This window comes from Moorena sp. SIO3E8 (assembly GCF_010692445.1).
Lineage (GTDB): Bacteria > Cyanobacteriota > Cyanobacteriia > Cyanobacteriales > Coleofasciculaceae > Moorena > Moorena bouillonii.
The window spans coordinates 31,573-52,136 of the sequence record NZ_JAAHHM010000046.1 but is presented as its reverse complement, the minus strand read 5'-3'; the positions used below and the strand labels follow the sequence as shown (position 1 = coordinate 52,136).

The 20,564-nt window shown below is 44.6% G+C and carries 15 protein-coding genes; 6 read left to right on the top strand and 9 right to left on the bottom strand.

All coding sequences use genetic code 11. From position 1 onward, the window contains the following. Positions 1-307: 307 nt before the first annotated feature. The 4 genes from F6K46_RS19985 to F6K46_RS19970 all read right to left on the bottom strand — a co-directional run bounded on the left by F6K46_RS19985 (position 308) and on the right by F6K46_RS19970 (position 1,947). Positions 308-583 carry a hypothetical protein gene (locus F6K46_RS19985; RefSeq protein ID WP_293062691.1) on the bottom strand — a complete coding sequence of 92 codons (276 nt, stop codon included), beginning with the start codon at positions 581-583 and terminating at the stop codon, positions 308-310. A gap of 178 nt (positions 584-761) precedes the next feature. After that, a complete protein-coding gene (locus F6K46_RS19980) occupies positions 762-1,031 on the bottom strand; it encodes a type II toxin-antitoxin system RelE/ParE family toxin (RefSeq protein WP_075902223.1) in 270 nt (89 codons plus the stop codon). 4 nt (positions 1,032-1,035) lie between these two features. Continuing rightward, on the bottom strand, positions 1,036-1,248 hold the full coding sequence (locus F6K46_RS19975; protein WP_293062688.1) for a hypothetical protein: 213 nt from the start codon (positions 1,246-1,248) through the stop codon (positions 1,036-1,038). Positions 1,249-1,350: 102 nt separating this feature from the next. Further along, positions 1,351-1,947 (bottom strand): Uma2 family endonuclease, encoded by a 597-nt coding sequence (locus F6K46_RS19970; protein ID WP_293062686.1) that lies wholly within the window; start codon positions 1,945-1,947, stop codon positions 1,351-1,353. Positions 1,948-2,298: 351 nt separating this feature from the next. On the opposite strand from F6K46_RS19970, the gene F6K46_RS19965 reads away from it, so the two are divergent. Next, on the top strand, positions 2,299-2,511 hold the full coding sequence (locus F6K46_RS19965; protein WP_293062684.1) for a hypothetical protein: 213 nt from the start codon (positions 2,299-2,301) through the stop codon (positions 2,509-2,511). Between the two features lie 299 nt (positions 2,512-2,810). On the opposite strand, the gene F6K46_RS19960 is transcribed toward F6K46_RS19965, so the two are convergent. Then, on the bottom strand, positions 2,811-4,601 hold the full coding sequence (locus tag F6K46_RS19960) for a M61 family metallopeptidase (RefSeq protein ID WP_293062682.1): 1,791 nt from the start codon (positions 4,599-4,601) through the stop codon (positions 2,811-2,813). 252 nt (positions 4,602-4,853) lie between these two features. On the opposite strand from F6K46_RS19960, the gene F6K46_RS19955 reads away from it, so the two are divergent. The 3 genes from F6K46_RS19955 to pgmB all read left to right on the top strand — a co-directional run bounded on the left by F6K46_RS19955 (position 4,854) and on the right by pgmB (position 13,824). Then, the gene (locus F6K46_RS19955) at positions 4,854-7,043 is read left to right on the top strand and encodes an amylo-alpha-1,6-glucosidase (RefSeq protein ID WP_366510770.1); all 2,190 of its coding nucleotides are present in this window, start codon (positions 4,854-4,856) and stop codon (positions 7,041-7,043) included. 543 nt (positions 7,044-7,586) lie between these two features. Next, positions 7,587-10,007 carry a sucrose synthase gene (locus F6K46_RS19950; RefSeq protein WP_293062673.1) on the top strand — a complete coding sequence of 807 codons (2,421 nt, stop codon included), beginning with the start codon at positions 7,587-7,589 and terminating at the stop codon, positions 10,005-10,007. An 835-nt stretch (positions 10,008-10,842) separates the two neighbouring features. Then, positions 10,843-13,824: a beta-phosphoglucomutase gene (gene pgmB / locus F6K46_RS19945; protein WP_293062671.1), complete on the top strand. Its 2,982-nt coding sequence runs from the start codon at positions 10,843-10,845 to the stop codon at positions 13,822-13,824. Positions 13,825-14,343: 519 nt separating this feature from the next. Here the strand turns inward: pgmB and F6K46_RS19940 are convergent. The 3 genes from F6K46_RS19940 to F6K46_RS19930 all read right to left on the bottom strand — a co-directional run bounded on the left by F6K46_RS19940 (position 14,344) and on the right by F6K46_RS19930 (position 17,657). Continuing rightward, on the bottom strand, positions 14,344-15,381 hold the full coding sequence (locus F6K46_RS19940) for a glycosyltransferase family 4 protein (protein WP_293062669.1): 1,038 nt from the start codon (positions 15,379-15,381) through the stop codon (positions 14,344-14,346). Positions 15,382-15,721: 340 nt separating this feature from the next. Next, the gene (locus F6K46_RS19935) at positions 15,722-16,411 is read right to left on the bottom strand and encodes a Crp/Fnr family transcriptional regulator (protein ID WP_293062667.1); all 690 of its coding nucleotides are present in this window, start codon (positions 16,409-16,411) and stop codon (positions 15,722-15,724) included. A 1,036-nt stretch (positions 16,412-17,447) separates the two neighbouring features. Further along, positions 17,448-17,657 (bottom strand): hypothetical protein, encoded by a 210-nt coding sequence (locus F6K46_RS19930; protein ID WP_293026248.1) that lies wholly within the window; start codon positions 17,655-17,657, stop codon positions 17,448-17,450. Between the two features lie 380 nt (positions 17,658-18,037). Between F6K46_RS19930 and surE the strand changes: the two genes are divergently transcribed. Beyond that, entirely contained in the window at positions 18,038-18,721 is a 684-nt protein-coding gene (surE, locus tag F6K46_RS19925; RefSeq protein WP_075902245.1) for a 5'/3'-nucleotidase SurE, read from the top strand. 185 nt (positions 18,722-18,906) lie between these two features. Further along, positions 18,907-19,845 (top strand): NAD-dependent epimerase/dehydratase family protein, encoded by a 939-nt coding sequence (locus F6K46_RS19920; RefSeq protein WP_293062665.1) that lies wholly within the window; start codon positions 18,907-18,909, stop codon positions 19,843-19,845. On the opposite strand, the gene pgsA is transcribed toward F6K46_RS19920, so the two are convergent. Then, on the bottom strand, positions 19,791-20,342 hold the full coding sequence (gene pgsA / locus F6K46_RS19915) for a CDP-diacylglycerol--glycerol-3-phosphate 3-phosphatidyltransferase (RefSeq protein ID WP_070394434.1): 552 nt from the start codon (positions 20,340-20,342) through the stop codon (positions 19,791-19,793). The genes F6K46_RS19920 and pgsA overlap by 55 nt on opposite strands. Between the last annotated feature and the right edge of the window lie 222 nt (positions 20,343-20,564).

Genomic DNA, 20,564 nt, shown 5'->3' with positions numbered 1-20,564 from the left:
CAACCTTGACTCTTAAGAAAATTGGAAAATTACATGGGCACACAAAGAGTATGCTAAATAAAGCTTATCCCTTATGGGGATAGCCTTTCCGTGCTCTAGTAGTACAAAAGTACAGGGGAACTTCAGTCAAGAGTTTTCTAGGTGATTCTAGCCAAGACACCTCAGCATCGATTAAGCTTCAAGCCTCTAGGGAGCCAGTTTCTGGCAGAGAATATGTCAAAGTTATAGTGATTGGTTCACTCAAAGGGGTAAAAAAAATAATTCACGCCCTATACATCAGAGGATTTGCTGAGGTAACGGAGTGGACTCAGCCGATGCCAACTGGTAATCCTGGTGAGGTGATGAGAGTTTTGAGGCGATTGGTTTTTGTTGATTGAGGGTTTGCTTTGCGATCGCTTTTCCCTTTCCCTCCCCCCATACCCCCCAAAACAGCGGGGGGCTTATACCATTTCTGTAAAATACAGCTACACTCAAAGCCTGGTCTGGCTTCCCCAAGGAATTCAATCAAGTAATATGCGATCGCATGGTTATTGTAGCTTGGGTTGAGCCGAACTGATGCTGTTGGCGAAATATTTCTTAACAAACCAACAAACCCCTTTAGCCCTCACCCCCAGCCCCTCTCCCAACCTTGGGAGAGGGGAGCAGATTACGGCAGAATAAGGGTTTCACGGATTCGCCAACAGTATCAGCCGAAGGAAACCCAACAAATGCTTCTAAGGAAAATGGAGAATAATGTTGAGTTACGTTAGCCATTGAAAACCTTATGGAAAATAACGATAAAATTCCCGGCGATGTAGAACACGCATCATTTCTAGCTTATCTCCATGCACTTCTATTCCAATACGATAGTCACCAACACGGATACGATACCGATTAGGATAACCTTTCAAAGGTTTAACATTACTTAATTCTTTCAATTCTGCAGCTTTCGGTATAATTTCAAAAGCTACTTCCATAATTCGCCTGTATACAGGTTGCTTTTTTAACCTCTTTAAATCTTTCAAAAATAATTCACGGTACTCGATTTCCACATTATTACTCCAAGTATTTTAGTGCGGCTTCACGGTCTAACAAAGGAGTTAACTTAGCCTCATCCATCGCTTGGTTAAGACAATAATCTTCTAATCTTTCTGATAACTCATCTAAAGCAATATTTTCTTCTGGGAATAACTGTCGCCACACTTCAATTGGGATAACAACAGCTTTTGGTTCACCATTTTTATCAGTCAGATACTCAATTTCAAACATAGAGGATTTTCCTTTGATTTGTGAACAGGATACCTTAGGCAAGAGGCAAGAGGCAAAAGTGGTGCATCTTCTATCTCCAATTTGCTTTCATTTTTGACTAGATCAAAAAATCGGGTTAGCAGTTAAACTAAGGTTCGGAAAGACTTTCGATACAAGACCATCATCATTTCGGAACAATTGTTTTTGATACTGATCATCTACCAAAGTGCAAATTGTAATGGTTGGTTGTTTAGGTTTACCAATATAATCTCTACCACCAATGCCCAGATAATCGACAATCCAATATTCAGGTACACCTAGTATGGCATAATCTTCAACCTTACGAGCATAATCGTTCTGCCAGTTTGTGCTAACAACTTCAACAACAAGCTTGATTGAGGTTCCCAAGGTAATCACAGGCTCTTTTTGCCATAAAGGTTCATTTACTAGCCGAGTTCTATCTAATACAATCACATCAGGACGAAAAGCTGTTTGGGTAGCTAAAAGTTTGATCAGACAGCGGTAGGGAATAACATAATCTGGGTATCCTCGGTCAATTTCGACATTTAACTTCCGTCCCACAAACCCTGCTACTTCCTCATGATCTCCAGTAGCTTCTATGTCAATTAGTTCCCCATCGATTAGTTCATAGCCTTCGTTGTAACCATACTGGGTAATAAACTGATCAACACTTAGAAATGTTGGTAAAGCTTGAAGCATTACAATCGCACTCCTTATCTGTTTCAGATAATGCTGGCAGTGGGAATCCGCTATGATCAATTATTGAATTATAACTGTCAATCGTGGTGGATAAAATATATATATACCAATCCTAAATGAATTGTGAGAATTTTTGTTCCCTTTTCCCAGATCCGCTGTTCCCAGATCCGCTGTTCCCAGATCCGCTGTTCCCTGTTCCCTTTGGTATAGCGTTTATTGCATTTACCAGGTACGCTTATCAACCTCAAAGTCCCCCTTTTTAAGGGGGATTTAGGGGGATCCCTTTGTCCCTCATGGGATAGAGAATTGCTATAATGAAGAAAACTAAGTTTACCTAAAATAAAAATTATCATGACAAAAACTCCCTTTTCAGAAATATTAGAAGCAGCGGATGAACTTCCCTTAGAGGATCAAGAAAATCTAATTAGTATTTTAATAAATCGTCTTCGCGATCGCCGAAGATCCGAGAGAGTTAGAGATGTTAAAGAAGCTCAACAAGAGTTTGCCGAAGGAAAATGTCAACCCGTTACTCCTGAACAGCTGAGGTCGGAAATTCTCTCGTGACTTTGTAAGCATATGCGCTACGCGCACGCTACGCGAACAGCAATCAGCTGTCAGCTGTGAGCTAAAAGCGCACGCTACGCGAACAGCTTAAAATAAACTTCTTTGGCCTATGGCCAAGCTACGGGAATGGGAGAATTTAATATTGATAGAAAAGCATGAGAATTGAAAGTATGGGGAAAAGTGCAAACAGGTTTGTGGCACAGGCTTCCAGGGTGGCACAGGCTTCCAGCCTGTGACCTAACCCATAAGCTGATAACTGAATGCTGATAGCTGATAGCTGACGGCTGAATGCTTACCCCTCAACTAATCTTGACCAAAGATGCCCCTAACCACCCAGAAAAATTATCCTGCTGCACATTGGTAGGATTCTTGACTGGCATAACTTGGTAACGACTCGGTTGAGATTTCCCTAATGTAATCGGTAGAGTGACCAATTGATCCTGATGGAATACACTAAGCTCGATAACATCACCAGCTTCGTAATCTTTTAAGCGATCGCATAATTGCTCCCCATTGACTCGCAACCCATCAATAGCCAGTAACTGATCACCAGCATCCACTCCTGCCACTGCCGCAGGAGAATCCATCTCCACAAACTGGATCCAGTCCTGACCATTCTCGGTCTTCACCTTCACCCCCAAGTAAGGCACAGATTCTTCATCCACAGCCACCACTTGTAAGCCAAAGGGTTTGAGATACTGATTGAAGGGCAATTCCCCAGTACCCTCAATAGTCTTCGAGAAGAAATTACTTAAATCTAGCTCTGCTACCGATTCTATTACCTCTTTTAGTTGTTGGGGAGTAAAGCCAATTTCCTGTTTACCAAACTGCTCCCACATCTTCCTGATCACATCATCAAAGGATCGCTGGTTTCCATGGCGCTCCCGGATTAACAAATCCAGCAATAACGACACCATTTCCCCTTTCAAATAATAGGAAATTTGGTTATTATCACTATTCGCATCCCGTCGATAAAGCTTAATCCAGGCATCAAAACTCGACTCACTCAGGGGCTGCACCTTACGTCCTGGTGTAGTTAAAAACCGGGTAATTTCTTTACTCAAATTTTCTAACAACGTCTTAGCATCATAGATACCAGCCCGTTGGGGAATTAATAAGTCATAGTAACTGGTTGTTCCTTCACAAAACCACAACGATGTCGTATAATTTTCCTGTTCATAGTCAAAGGTTTCTAGGGCTAATGGTCGAATCCGCTTAACATTCCACAAGTGAAAGAACTCATGAGCCACCAGTTGCAGGAAGCGATTGTACTTATCCTTTGCCCGAAAACCAAAGCGTGAGTAAATTAACGAACAACTATCCTTATGTTCCAGTCCCCCAAAGCCACTACCAGTTAGATACAGCAAGAACAAATAGTGATCATAAGGTAAACCCCCAAACAGCTCAGCTTCTACCTTGATAATCTTTGTAGTATCCTCAATAATCCGCTTTGGGTCAGCATTCCCCTCTCCCCAAATTGCCAATTTATGGGGTTTTCCCAAAACCTCAAACTCATAGAGCTTATGGTCACCAATTTCAAACGGACTATCGACTAAGGTATCAAAATCCGTTGCGTTGAAGGTATTATATTTTCCTGACACTCGCGGTAAGGGTGTGGTCACCCGCCAATCGGGATTAGGTGGCGCGATAGTAACCTGGCAAGGGTATTGTTCAAATCCTGGGATGAACAAGAACAGAGCAGCACCATTAAAATAACCGTGGCTAGCATCTAAGTGATTAGTCCGTACCGTTAATTCATTAGCAAAGATACGATAACGCACAGTGATAGCCGACCCATCACCAGTTTCCACTAGCCAATGATTCTTGGCCAGTTTCCGCCACGGTAAAGACTGGCTAGGATTACCCGTATCCGCAGAGAAATCTTGTAAATGTCGAGCATACTCCCGCACTAAGTAAGAGCCTGGAGTCCAAACTGGCATCTTTAAATCTAACAAAGGGGCTTCCCAGCCTTCCACTTGCAGCGTTACCTCAAACAGGTGGGATTGAGGCTGAGGCATAGCGACATGGTAGTGAATAGCTAAGGTACTAGTGGCTGCGCTGCTCCGAAAAATAGTTCTTGCTTCAGTCATTACTCAACGTTAGGGATTACCATTTAGCTCTTAGGGTAGCAATCCTCTGAGGACTCGACCTGTCAAAAAAAATTGATAATTAACTTGGGTCATGTCCATGTCTCCCGACCCTTACCACAGCGGTAGAGAGAGACTGATGACATCCCCCAAGCGCCCACCACTAGTTAAACCCAAAGCCCCAGCGCTGATTTTATGGATTTACAGATTATCGAACGAGATGGTAGACGATACCTTCCTAGCGAGCAGTTGTCGATGACCAAATGGCCTCGGCTGACCACAAGCCAACCTCTACCAACCCTTCCTCTCAAAGTAGATGACCTGTTTTTAATCACAGATACCCTAGGGAATATTTCGGGGAACTTAGAAAACGAAACTAATAGCACAACCGGGTTATTTTGTCAAGATACCCGCTTTCTCTCTCGCTTAGAGTTACAAATAGAAGGGCAACTCCCCATTCCCCTGAGTAGCACTGCTGAAGAAGGATTTGCCCTATCGGTCATGTGTTGTAATCCCCGCTCACCTAATCTTCCCCCAAAAACCCTAGGCATTCAGCGGCAGCTAGCCCTCCATGGTGGCTTATGGGAAGAAATTGTAATCACCAATTACGACACTCAACCCCTTAGCTTCACCGTCAGCCTCAGTTTCGATGCCGATTTTAAAGACTGGTTTGAAGTCCGGGGTCATCAGCGACAGCAACGGGGAACTCTGCTGCGTTCATTACCGCCTGATATCGATTTAGATACCCTGCTAACCCTAACTGAGTTCAACAGCAATACCATTAACCTAGGTTACCAGGGACTCGATAACTCCCTGATTGAATCTCAGATCCACTTTATGCACCGTCTCCCAGACACCTACAAAGGAGACACAGCGGTTTGGGAATTGTGCCTCAAGCCTGGGGCTACTGAAACCTTAGGCTATCGACTGGAACTGGTCACCCACAAAGCGCGAATCACTACAGCTAAAATTCCAGCCACCCTGGAACAAGCTAAGACCGCTAACTTACTCCAAAAGCAGGAATGGTATAAACAGGTAACTCACATTACCTCCGATAATGAAACCCTTAACCAAGTGATTTCTCGGGCAACACGAGACATCTTTTTACTAAGGCAGACTATTAATGGCTGCACAGTTCTTTCCGCAGGAGTACCTCGGTTTTCCACCTTGTTTGGACGAGATTCCTTAATTGCTGCCTCACAAACCTTAATTCTTGACCCTACCATTGCTAAAGGTACTCTGGAAATTTTAGCCCACTACCAAGGCCAAGAGGATAACCCATCGCGGGATGAGCAACCGGGTAAGATTTTGCATGAACTACGGGTTGGGGAATTGGCTCGCTGTCGGGAAATTCCTCACACTCCCTACTACGGTACAGTTGATGCTACCCCACTGTGGCTGATGCTCTATGCCGATTACTATGCTTGGACCAATGACACAACTACCCGAGACTTGCTCTGGCCCAATGCTTTGGCTGCCATGGATTGGATTGATCGTCAATCTCAGCAAAACGGCTATCTCTGTTATCAGCGCCAGTCCAAAAAGGGTTTGCGTAATCAAGGGTGGAAGGATTCCGGTGATTCCATGGTCACTCGTGATGGTACCCTAGCAACGGGAGCGATCGCATTATGCGAAGTCCAAGCTTATGTCTATGGTGCTAAAGTTAGGCTAAGCCATCTGGCCAGGATCAAGCAGCGAATTGATTTAGCCGAGCGTTGGGAAAACCAAGCCAAGGAGCTCAAGCAACGCTTCAATCAGGATTTTTGGCTAGACGACCTAGACTTCTGTGCCTTAGCACTAGATGGAGAAGGAAAACTCGTAGATAGCATAACCTCCAATCCTGGTCATTGCTTGTCATTGGGTATTTTTACTCCAGAAAAAGCAGCTAGTGTAGCAAAGCGGCTGTTAGCACCAGATATGTTCAATGGTTGGGGGATTCGTACCCTCAGTAATCAATCCGCTGCTTACAACCCGATCAGCTATCATGTCGGATCAGTCTGGCCCCACGAAAATTCCTTGATTGCGTTAGGATTGCGATCGCTAAATCAAGTCGATCAAGCCTTAGAAATTGCCAAAGGCATGATTGACATGACAGTTGAGCAACCCTACTATCGTCCTCCAGAACTATTCTCTGGTTACCAGCGCACTCCCAACAGCTCTCCGGTCAAGTATCCAGGAGCCTGTCCTCTCCAAGCCTGGGCAACTGGCAGTATTTTCCAACTGCTGCAAATGATGGTGAATTTGCGACCGGATGCTTCAGGAAACAATTTACATATTTTCAAGCCAACTTTACCAAATTTTATCAATCAACTCTTAGTCCGTAACTTGCGGATTGGCTCAACGGTGCTAGACTTGCAATTGGAACGAGCTGAGACAACCACCACCTGTAAAGTGGTCAAAAATTCCGGTAACCTCACGGTTGTGATCGAAAGCTCATCCAGTTAATGGCAAAGGGAAAAGACAAAGCATAGCGCTATAAATTTGTCCGATTTGACAAAGGTAAGGCTTTCATAGAATTGACCCTTACCACTGAGCGCTGATCTCCCACGCACTTCCTTTATACTTGCTGAGTGCCGATGATCGGCAAGCTGTCTTGACCATTAGTGCGTGGGAGTTGAAACCTATTGTTCAGGGTGTTTAAGTGTAGGTGGGGTATCGGCAGGTGCAACCTGTGGCGAATTTAATTCTTCATGGGTCAAGCACACCTAGCAAAATTATTTTAATCATAATTAAAAGCTTAATTGTTTCCATGTATTTTCCAACTGCCTTGTCGATCTAGGGGAATCATGTAAATATGGCGGTTGCTTACTTAAAGCTTGGCACACCCCGCCCTAATTCAAATCACGATAGTGGGGTAAGCGATTGCCCCACTGCCAGAAGATCCCAAGGAGTGAGCCAATCTCCGACGACAATCCTACTCCCTGCTAGCCAAGGGCTAGAGCGGGAGTAGGTTACAGACCCACCATGGACAAGACACGCTAAGTTACTATGTCTAGTTTGTTACGAGCTGTTCTCCAAAGTAACGAGAAAGCTGATTTGCGTCAGTTTATCAGCCAACTGCGATCTGAACAAGAGCAGTACTTTCTAAGGAATCAGATTCTGCAAGCGTTTGATAATTACTGCACTACTCATGACAAGCCTGCTTACTTTAAAAGAACTTCCTCTATCGCCGAACTACTGAACTATACCCACGAAATTATTCTGGAAGAGAAAAACCTTTGGCTTCTCCTGCGGACAAGGGTTGCTTCTCAAGAAATCTATCGGCTGGCAGCGGATTTGACCAGTTTTGAACCAATGCCAGTGGAGGAGTTACTAAGCTTACGCGATCGCTGGGTTAAGCGCTACTTCCCAGAAAAAGGGGGTCTGCTAGAAATTGATGTTGGTCCGTTTTACAAAAATACTCCTACAATTCGTGACCCGAGAAAGATTGGCAATGGGCTGGAGTTTCTTAACCGTTACCTATCTAGCCAATTATTTGCTGACTCTGAGCAGTGGCTAGAGGAGCTGTTGAAAAACTTACAAGCGCACCACTACGACCACACACCATTACTGCTCAATAACCGGATTGACTCAACTACCCAACTCTTTGAAAAGGTTAAGCAAGCACTAACATTAGTGGGAGAGCTACCAGCTCACACCCCCTATGAAAAGTTTCGCTTCGAGCTTCAAGTTCTCGGTTTTGAAGCAGGTTGGGGTAACACTGCTGGTCGGGTGCGCGAAACCCTAGAACTCCTCGAGCGGTTAATGGACGCTCCTGATCATGCAGTACTCGAAGCCTTTATTTCTCGTATTCCCCTGATATTTCGGGTTGTTCTGGTTTCCGTTCATGGCTGGGTTGGCCAAGAAGGAGTCTTGGGTCTTCCCGAAACCGCTGGTCAAGTGGCATACGTCATCGACCAAGCCAGTAGCCTGGAACAAACAATCCAAAACAATATTAAACTCTCAGGTCTTGACGTTCTGGGTGTCGAACCAAAGGTGATCGTTCTGACTCGCCTAATTCCCAACTGTGAAGGTACCCAGTGCAATCTACGCCTAGAAAAAATCCAAGGCACCAGCAACGGTTGGATTTTGCGGGTTCCTTTCGAGGAATTTAACCCAAACGTCACCGACAACTGGATTTCCAAATTTGAGATCTGGCCCTATCTCGAATCCTTTGCCTTAGATTCAGAAAAAGCCCTGCTAGAAGAATTCCAGGGTCGTCCAGACTTAATTATCGGAAACTATTCCGATGGGAGTTTAGTTGCGTTTCTGCTAGCTCGACGCCTAAACGCTATCCATGGCAGTATTGCTCACACCATGGAAAAGCCTAAATATCTGTTTAGTGACCTCTACTGGAAAGACTTTGAGTCCCAATATAACTTCTCCATACAATTCACCGCTGATTTAATTGCGATGAATTCAGCAGATTTCATTCTGACCAGTACCTATGAGGAGCTTGTGGGAACACCAAACAGTGTAGGCTACTACGAGTCTTACAAGTCTTTCAGTATGCCTGAACTTTATCATGTGGTGAATGGGATTGAGTTATTCAGCCCCAAATTTAATGTGGTACCACCAGGGGTCAACGAAAACATTTTCTTTCCCTACACTCAGACATCAGACCGGATTGCCGACGACAGTGAACGGGTTAAAGACTTGCTGTTGACCAAGGAAGACCCCGAAATTATCGGCTATCTCAACAGTCCTAACCAGCGCCCGATTCTCAGCATTGCGCCCCTAAACTCAATCAAGAATCTGAGTGGCTTAGTGGAATGCTTTGCCAGTTCAAAAGAACTTCAGGAACAGTGCAACCTAATTTTAATCACTAGCCATGTCAGGGTTGAGGACGCCACTGATCCAGAAGAGAAAGGGGAAATCGAGAAGCTCAACCAGCTAATTGAGCAATACCATCTTCACGGCAAAATTCGATGGATCGGACTACGTCTGACCACCCCCGATATCGGCGAATCCTACCGAGTGATTGCTGATTTGGGGGGAATTTTAGTCCATCCTGCTCGCTTTGAAGCCTTTGGTCTCACCGTTTTAGAAGCCATGATCTCCGGTTTACCAACATTTGCTACTCAATTTGGTGGACCATCAGAGATTATTCAAAACGGCGATAATGGGTTTCTCATTAACCCCACAGACTTGCAAGGGACTGCCGAAAAAATTCAGCAATTTACTTCAAAGTGCGAACACACCCCTGACTACTGGCAGAAAATTTCTCACGCAGGTATTAAGCGAGTTCGGGATAAATACAATTGGCAGTTGCATACCAAGCAGCTGCTCTCACTCGCAAAAATTTACGGATTCTGGAGCGAAACCTCTAAAGAAAGCCGAGAAGCTTTGCTGCGCTACCTAGAAGCTTTGTTCTATCTGATTTACAAACCCAGAGCGGCAAAGTTACTAGCCGAGCATAGCTCGCGTTAATCAGAGATTATGGGCTATAAAAAAGTGAGGAGGGGGAGCAGAAAGCATCACAACTGAATGGTTGAGCTGACTGTTTCTAAAGTAATGCTTAAAACCATTCAAATTATACTGATTTTAAGCTAATAAGAACTCACTCTTAGTTAATTCCCTGGTAGTTTCCGGTTAATCGGGAATTTCCTAGCTAAGATGCACCGCGATGGACATTAGTCCGCTGGTTGTAATGGTTACGAGACCTACGAATGACCGCCAGCTCGTAGCCCTTTCCCTAGTAGTTAATGTGAGGGAAAAATGTGCTGCTAGCCCCACAAGCCTTTACAACATTGCCGTTCGCGGGAGTGGAACGAAGTCCGACAAACGTTACTCCTAATCGGAGTTGTAGAAAACTCATGGAACGATGGAGGCTGATTCTAGAAATTACTAGTTATAGAAATTACTAGTTATTAAGCTTCATATCGTTAACTGACCTAAACTCATCCTCCGATGTTGGCTACCAACAGCTAACCAAAGATTTGTTCATGGGTCAGTTAATGCGGAAATCGCAAATTATTAGTGAATTCACTAATTATGGGCAATCTGCCTGAGCCAATAACTATTTCAATTAATTGCTAGTAGCCTTCCCTTGACAGCAGGGGTTTAGATTGTTGGGTATGGGGTATGGGTAAAATCTGGTGTTAGTGATCCGAGTTTCAAGGGTGGCGTTGTGCCATCTTCTGTTCACACCCCCATCACCCCTCTCTCCTACTCCCTAAACCCTACACCCTATACCCCACAAGCGAAGGGAAGCGTTTGACCTCACTCAAGGAACCACCCACCACAGCAACACTAACGACTAACTATGGATGCCAAAGTATCGTCCCCATCTAGCTCTAACCACATCTACACCGACTGGACAGTAACTGAAACCAAGTTTGATCCGACTCAATTGCACTACAAGGAAACCGTTTTTACCATTGGCAATGGTTACCTCAGTACCCGAGGTAGCTTTGAGGAAGGGTATCACGCTGCATGGCCAATGACATTGATTAATGGTGTCTACGACGATGTGCCAGTTGTCTATACTGAACTGGCTAATTGTCCTGATTGGCTACCTATAGTGATAGTTGTAGAAGGTGAACGCTTTCGTCTTGATCAAGGCGAGATCTTGCACTACGAACGTCAACTTGACCTGCATCGAGGCAAGCTAACTCGTGATGTGCGTTGGCGTACTCCTGGTGGTAAGACTATCGATATCCATATCGAGCGTTTTGCCAGTATGGCTGATGACCATGTATTAGCCCTTCGCTGTCAAATCACTCCGGTGGATTTCGATGGGGCAATCGAAATTCAAGCCAGCATCAATGGTTACCCAGATAACCAAGGGGTGCTCCACTGGGAATGGTTGAAACAGGGTCAGATTTCAACTGGAACTAACCAGACATCCGAAGGAAGTATCTGGTTACACGTTCGCACCCGTCATACTGCGATCGAACTGGGTATGGCTTCGAGAGTCAGTGTAAGTGGTGTTGATGATGCCCAAATACAGCTCAAGGGCTGTGAAGGTCACCCCACCTTAGCCACTACCTTACAAGTGCGCTCAGGACAGCTGGTTACCCTGGATAAAGTAATTAGTGTGTTCACATCCCGGGACACCGAAACCCCAGAAAAGGTAGCCCAGGAACACCTGGTCAACCAACCGGATTATCTCACCCTATTCTCTCGACATGAGGCAGCTTGGGATAAGATTTGGCAAGATAGCGATGTTGTCATTGAAGGGGACCTCAACGCTCAGATTGCTATACGCTACAATTTGTTCCAACTGTTCATTTGTGCTCCCCGTCATGATGACCGGGTGAATATTCCCGCTAAAACCCTTTCTGGTTTTGGCTATCGGGGTCACGTTTTCTGGGACACAGAAATTTTTATACTCCCGCTGATGATCTTGACTCAGCCCCAGATCGCCAAGAATTTGCTGACCTACCGTTACCATACTTTACCTGGGGCAAGGCGTAAAGCTAAGCTTCAGGGCTATCCGGGAGCCGTTTACGCCTGGGAAAGTGCTGACACCGGTGACGAAGTAACCCCTCGCTGGGTTCTCTCTGCTGAGAAAGATGGAGACCCAGTCCGAATTTGGTGTGGCGATCGCGAACTCCACATCACTACTGATGTAGTCTATGGTATCTGGAAATATTGGCAAGCTACCGGTGATGATGACTGGGTGGTACGTTACGGTGCTGAAATTATCCTAGATACAGCGGTATTCTGGGGAACTCGGGTTGAGTGGAATGGTAAACGGGAGCGCTATGAACTCCGGGATGTGATTGGTCCGGACGAATACCACGAAGGGGTAGACAACAATGCTTTCACCAACCGCATGGTTCAATGGCACCTAGAGACTGCTCAGTTCGTCCTAGACTGGTTGCGCCGGGAACATCCACAGAAAGCTAAAGAACTCGAAGAAACACTGGAGCTAACTCCAAGCCGAGTGAGTCTGTGGTCTGAAATTATCCGTCGGATGTGGATACCCTATGACCATGAAAAGAACTTAATCGAACAGTGTGAGGGTTTCTTCCAAATTGAAGACATCAACCTGGAAGATTACGAGCCACGTACCCGTTCCATGCAGGCTATCCTTGGCATTGAAGGAGCAAGTAAAAAGCAAGTACTCAAGCAGCCAGATGTCTTGATGTTACTATACCTGATGCGGGAGCAGTATGGCGTAACCTCTGAGCCCGAGAAATACCGGGAAATTTTGCAACGAAGTTGGGACTACTATTCTCCTCGCACCGATCACACCTATGGTTCGTCCCTCGGTCCTGCGGTTCACGCCATCCTCGCCTGTGAATTAGGAAAGACCGAGGAAGCTTATGTCCACTTTATGCGGGCAGCGATGGTAGACCTAGAAAATGTGCGGCGTAACGCTCATGAAGGAATTCATGCTGCTTCCGGTGGTGGTCTATGGCAAGCTATAATCTTTGGATGTGCTGGGATCAAGTTCACAGACGATGGACCGGTTGCTATTCCCCACTTCCTACCGGGCTGGACACGTCTGAAGTTTAAGCTGCAATGGCGTGGACAAAAGTACGAGTTTGATCTCAATCCAGAAACCAGTACTCAAACAGCACAATCTGGGACTACCATCTCCTCAAGTTCTCGACCCCCCGGCTCTCCAGCTCAAATCCAGGGTGTGATTTTTGACTTAGATGGGGTAATCACTGATACCGCAGAATATCATTACCAAGCTTGGCAAAAACTAGCTGATGAAGAGGGTATTCCCTTTAATCGCGAGGCCAACGAAGCACTGCGGGGTCTTTCACGTCGAGAGTCCCTGATGGAACTTTTGAACGGTCGCTCAGCCACAGAACAGCAACTCCAAGAGATGATGGATCGCAAAAATAAGTACTATCTGGAATTGATCAAGAACATCTCTAAGACTGACTTACTACCTGGAGCTCTAGAGTTACTGACTGAACTCAAGGAAGCTGGTATCAAAGTTGCGATTGGCTCCGGTAGCAAAAATGCCAAGGAAGTTATGGAACGATTGGGTATTAGCGATCGCATTGATTCAATTTCTGACGGCTACAGTGTGACCCGCTCTAAGCCAGCACCAGATCTCTTCTTGCACGCAGCACAGCAGTTGGGATTGGAACCCGCTTATTGTGTAGTAGTAGAAGATGCCGGGTCTGGTGTCGAAGCCGCTCTAGCTGCTGGTATGTGGGCTGTAGGACTTGGTCCAGTTGAACGAGTTGGAGCAGCTCACCTGGTGTTACCCAGTCTCGAAGGCGTACACTGGAGCAACCTCCACAAACAATTGGCAGGGAATCGTTTAATTCCTTGTTAGGGTATTTAAAACTAAATATTTGGAACTAAATTGGCTGGGTGAAGTCTAATTCACCCAGCCATATTTTTTTAGTTATAGTCCTGAGTACTGAGTAGCAAGTGCCGATTAAAATAAATCAGTTTAAGATAAATCATTTGCTGTCATTGTTTCTTATTCAGAACTCAATGAACTTAGCAACTCAGGACTTCTCTATTTCGTGTTTATGTTTGGAGTGAATTACTACCATTGCTTGCCACCTATAGGTAGGCTAGTCGAGCTAGTAGTGATCTGGTTCGCAGGGATTTTTCCTTAACTAGATTGAACTAGATTCTTTCAAAACTGTATATGGTTGTTCCTACTGGCCTTCACGTTTTCATAGTAACAGATTCACCGCACTTAAAAGTGCCGTGGTGGGCTACATCTGCCCCATGAATATGGGGAGTTTTGTGTCCCGATTTCCTATAATTATCTGGAAAAGGCGAAAAGCGCTGATCTAAACGATTAAACTGCACTGACAGGAGCTGAAGTTTTGGGATTAGCTTACTTATGCTGTTCTAGCACTTTCTGATAAGCTGCTTCATAGCCATCAACCATATTGGGAACACTGAAGGTCTCTTCCACATACTTACGGCACTCTTCGCGAGAGAGTTTAAGAGCTTCTGGAATGGCAGCTATCATGTCCTCAGGATTGGCACAGATTATGCCAGTTCTCTTGTCGGCCACCACCTCCGGTACAGCGCCAAAGTTCGTGGCAATCACTGGAGTGCCAACACACATTGACTCAATCATTACCAAACCAAAAGGTTCGGGCCAGATAATCGGAAAGAGGGTCAGGCTGGCTTTGGATAATAATTCCACCTTCTCTTCGTGGCTCACTTCACCCAAGTATTGAATTTGTTTACCGTCGATTTCCGGAGCAATTTCTTGTTCGAAGAATTCCCGGTCAACTACATCAAGCTTGCCCGCCATTTTCAAGTTCCAGCCAGTTTCACGGGCAATTCTGATCGCATGATGAGGGCCTTTCTCCTTTGACAAACGACCCAAAAACCCTAAGTAGGGGGGGTCATCGGCTGCTTTTGGATTGAACGGATAATCTTTTATTTTAACACCATTGTAAACCGTAGCAACATAATTCATCTCTGGTCCGGATGACCGCTGATGATTACTGATGCTAATATGGGGTATGTGGCTGTATCGCGCATAAGCCTTGCTAATATCATTGCCGAAGCGACCATGCATGGTATGAACCACAGGGGTCTTATACAAGTCAATCACCGGAAAGGTAATCATCCCTGTGTGAAAGTGAATTAGGTCAAACTCATCAGCCACCTCGCCAATCTGAGCCAGTTGCAGTAGTTCGTAAACTATTGGTGCCTCTACGGAGGGGTCAAGGCGCAACGCCTGAGGAGCCACAGACTTTAGTTTAGCGATAGTGATGGAATCTCCAGAGGCAAATAGGGTGACATCGTGACCACGACGAACTAATTCATCAGTGAGTTGGCTCACAACTAGTTCGATACCACCATAGCCTGGTGGGGGAACTCTCTCCCATAAGGGGGAAACTTGAGCTATCCGCATATCATAGTCCTCCAAAAATCTTCTAAATTAGCTTGATTGAGAGCTAGTAAAACTTAAAACGGTGCTTTTATCACAAATAAAAACCGATTCTGCTATCTTACAGAAAGTTTTTAGCTTTTGGGAAGAAGCTAGACGTAATCTATCTACATGCTCCGAGAGTAAGTCTCTACCATACAGGTGTAGATAGGTTAATTAATTTAAGTTTTATTTAACTTTATGAAGAAATATTAGCTTATATTAAGTAATCTATCAAGCTCGATATTGGTAAATTCAGCCAAATCTCCTAACCAAGGCCCACGCCTCCCTGATGGCGCAGGTAGCACCTAGAGCTAATCTTGCCTCATGAGCTACCTCGTCTGACCAGCTGAGTTAGCTGCTTGATATTCATCAAGCGCATAGTTTGCTGCTCCGGGTCAACTTTAATCCAGCCCTTACTCTCGAGCTTTTCCATAATTTTGGTAGTATCCTCTACACTGATATCTGTGATATCAGCTAAGTCTTGATAGGAAATGTTATAGATTTCTGTGCCTTTTTCAGTTATTTCACCGTAATTGTCTGCCAAACCCACTAGAGTATTGACTAAATTAACCGCTGGAGGTTGATAGCGATTTTGTAACCGGACATTGCTCTGACGTAACCGCCGCACCATCAGTTGTAACATGCGATGGTGCAACTGGGGATCTTTAAAGAGAGTTTGAATAAAGCGTTGTGCAGAAATGGTCAGTAGTCGCACGTTCGACATGGCAACGATATCGGTTGAGCGGGGAGATTCATCAAGAATTGCCATTTCACCAAAAAAGTCACCCCGACCCAAAATTACCAGTGTGACATCGTTTTCACCGCGTAAGTGTCGCACTTTAACCCAGCCGGAGACAATAAAGTAAACAGCATTACCCCAAGCATCTTCCATGATGATAGCTCGGTCGGTCGGGTACTCATGCTCCACCGCAATGGACTCAAACCATTCTAAGGTTTCTGGGCTAGCTGTATTAAATAGTGGGAAAAGCTCACTATAAGCTGTAGTCTGCATTAGGGTTCTTTAAGCTGAGATTGAAGGTAATGATACGCAGTAGTGACGATCTGGGACTGCTTGGACAGTTCCTAGCCTAGCAGTGAAGTGATAGTGGTTAACCACATTCTATTAAACCAACTCTAATGAACCAACAGGTAAATAAAGGTGAATACTGATAATACTGTCAGCTGTGGACTGTTGAGTGTTATCGTTCACCAGTTACGTAGATAATTTAATTCCACCCTCCCCTACTAACCTGTCGCCCATTTAAATTTAATAGTATTTAATAGTTTAGTGCCTGAACCCCTTTGTTGGTACTGATGCGTGAAAATTAGATGGGAACTTAAATCTTTGATTGTAGCTTTGATTGTACTAGGAGAGTCTTTTTTTCCTAGAGTATGAACCTATTCACTACCAGAAGGTAGTTAGAGCATCCCGAATGTAAAACCCTCTATCAGTTAATTCTGCGACCAAAAAAAATTGACTACATTTAACACTAGCTATTCCCGTTGTTTTAACCCCAGGTTCAATTTGGAATTGCATCTCTATTAGCACCAGCCCATCTCAGACCATAATGAAATAGCCCTGGTATAACGGTTACTTTTTTTTCTATCCAGGTTTTAACGTACTTTTTGCCGTTTAATCCTTTTTTTAAAGGATGTTAACCCGTTAATTCAAATTTAAAATAAAGGGTAGTTTTAATTTAAAATTAACTAAAATGGCCAAAGTTTTGAGGAACTTACTGTATTTTAAAATCCTGAATAACCGGATTTTTTGAACTTGTAGATCATAATCTAAATTACAAACACCAGTTCTCAGGGATTTAATAGTCGTCAATTATTTCTTAGTTTTTGTTTTTATAATGGTATCGACCTTACCATTACTCTTTCAATATATCCGATCTTCTCTGAGAGAAGATATAAGGATAAAAAATTGTGTCTTGGCTTACCCTTACTAACTATGGATAGAGTAGCATGGTAATGCCCTCCACCACTTCTTGTTAAAGAAGCTGACGGCGAATAAAGTCAGCGCCTTGAGTTTAATAACTGCGGCTCTATTGACAAACAGTTTCCCTGGTTCGAATCTGCCTATTGTGAGCTTGGGCAATTCTCTGTTTCCGATTTTGGGCAATGGCTTTGACTAGTCTAAAAGGATTAATACCGTGTTCGTTAGCATAGCGTAAGATATCTTGCAGCTCTTCTTCGGTAAAATTAACAGTTGGCTGAGAGTGGGTAGATGGCTGATTTTTGCTATTTTGAGTCATAATCCTGGTTTGCCAATAGGTTGAAAGTTGTAGATGTATCCCTGACTTGCCATAACAGTTGCTTGAAAGATTTTGAGCTGAGGTTGTCAGATGGCTGATCATGGGCAGCTATACCCATTGAGCGGTCAGCTTACGGGCTACTTTCCTGGGTAAACAGCTATTAGCTCGCTCTTCTGTACGGAGATCAGAGCTTAAGTTCAATAGCTAAACCAAAAGCTAAGTTTATACCCAAAGGAAGTATAAGGGTGCAAATGCTCAAGCAATTTGAGATGATTGGTTTTAAGTTTCTAATACGGTTTCGATATTCCTTGATAGTTTGGCTTGGATTAGATCGTTTCCCATACTCAGCTGTTAATGATTAACCACTAACGACTAAACTAATGACTATAATCCTAACGAACGACGATGGGATAGATGCTCCCGGAATTAAAGCACTAGAGCAAGCGGTCAACGGTAACGGTAATTTTGTAATTATCGCTCCGAAGGAGCATCATTCAGGCTGTGGCCATCAGGTTACTACATATAAACCGATTCACGTCCAACGTCGGTCAGACTATGAGTATGCAGTTTCTAGTACCCCAGCGGATTGTACTCGCCTTGCAATATCACATATTATACCAGAGGTAAAGTGGGTTCTGTCAGGTATTAATGCTGGCGGTAACTTGGGGGTTGATGTCTACATTTCTGGTACAGTGGCGGCGGTTAGGGAAGCGGCGATACAGGGGATACCAGGTATTGCGATTTCCCACTGGATTAAAAAACCTTGGGTGATTAATTGGGAGGTGGCGAGTCGTTGGACAGCTAGGGTGTTGGCGGATTTGTTGAATCGTCCGATTGCTGCTGGTACTTACTGGAATGTGAATTTACCTCACTTGGAACCGGGGTCACCTGAGCCAGAGGTGGTATTTTGTGAACCGAGTACTCAACCGTTACCGACAAAGTATCGTGTGGAGGGGGATCACTACTATTATGAGGGGGAGTATGACAAACGCGATCGCGCTCCTGGTACTGATGTAGATGTGTGTTTTTCGGGTAATATTGCTGTGACTCAGTTGCGACTTTAAGGTATCAGGACTTACCCAAAACTGGGCACCAAACCCCCTTAGGTAGTAGGGTGCCCCTACTAGTAGAGTAAGTGCCCAAGTCCTGACAATGCTATGGGTGGTTTGGTTTAGAACCACGAAGGCACAAAGTCCGCCCAGAGGTAATTAATAAATCAGTGAATCAAAGTTTTTAGTAATTAGTGACCATGCGAATTTTAATCATGGGTGGTACCCGGTTTGTTGGGGTTTATTTAACCAAGGTTTTGGTGGAGATGGGCCATGAGGTGGTGCTGTTCAATCGGGGTAATAAGCCAGCGCCAGTGCCAGGAGTCCAACAGATTCATGGCGATCGCAAGGATCCCAATCAGCTCAAGGAAATGTTATCGTCTCAAGAGTTTGATGGCATTTTCGATAATAATGGTCGGGAGTTGAGTGATACTCAACCCTTAGTGGAAATTTTTAAAGACCGGGTGCAGCATTTTGTGTATATGAGTTCGGCTGGGGTGTATTTGAAGTCTGACCAGTTACCCCATCTCGAAGGAGATCCAGTTGATCCCAATTCTCGCCACAAGGGTAAACATCATACTGAGGCTTACCTACAAGAACTTGGGGTGCCATTTACCGCGATTCGTCCAACTTATATCTATGGTCCCCAAAATTATAATGATGTTGAAGCTTGGTTTTTTGACCGGATTGTTCGCGATCGCACTATTCCCATCCCTGGTAATGGCATGCACATTACTCAGTTAGGTCATTGTCAGGACTTGGCGAGGGCAATGGCGGCAGTATTGGGGAATCCGGAAGCGATTGGTAAAATTTACAATGTGTCCGGGGAACGCTATGTCACCTTTGATGGTTTAGCACGAACCTGTGCTATGGCCTGTGGTAAGTCGGCTGATGAGGTCAAGCTCGTGCATTATGACCCGAAGCAGTTTGATTTTGGTAAGCGCAAGGCTTTCCCATTTCGATTACAACACTTTTTTGCTGATATCCATAAGGCATTGACTGAACTTAACTGGCAACCGGAGTATGATTTGCTTTCGGGACTGAAGGATTCCTTTGAGAATGATTATCTCGGTTCAGGTCGGGATCAAGCTGAAGTAGATTTTGCTGTTGATGACCAGATATTAGCGGGTAACAGGTAAACTAAGCCAGAGATTAAGGTTAGGACCACCGATAGCCAGAAAAGGACTAGGGATGGGATGATCCAGGTGTCGGGAGTTGGAGCAATTAAAAGTGCGATCGCACTAATTTGGCTGACGGTTTTGAGTTTACCCCAGATATTGGCTCCCTGTATGCTAGCGCTACCGGATAACTTGGGGTTAACTCGCCAACCTGCGATCGTTAACTCCCGTGCCAAAATCAAACAAACTCCCCAAGCGGGTACCTGACCTAGCTCAATTAATGCTAGTAGGGGCGCTAGTACCAAAAATTTATCCACTAACGGGTCAAGGAATTTTCCTAAATCAGTAATTTGGTTCAGTTTACGAGCTAGATAACCATCTAACCAATCCGTTCCAGCCGCAAGGACAAAGATCCCTAAACTAATCCAGCGGCTTTGGTCAGTTGGGTGATTCAGGAAGTATAAGATAAAGGGCAACCCCAGTAAGCGGGAAAAGGTAATCCAGTTAGGCAGACTCATTCTGGTAATCGGTAATCGGTAATCGGTAATCGGTAATTGGTAATTGGTTACTGACCATATTAATTTTAGGGGCACAGGCCGTGCCCCCTTAAGCATTTCGTCTATGGAAGTGAGAACCGACAGAGGAGAGGGAATAAATTTAGTATGTACCTCATCAAACTGAGAACCGCTATAATTCCTCTTCCTCGTTTCCGATTGCCTATTGCTGACTGCCCGAAGACG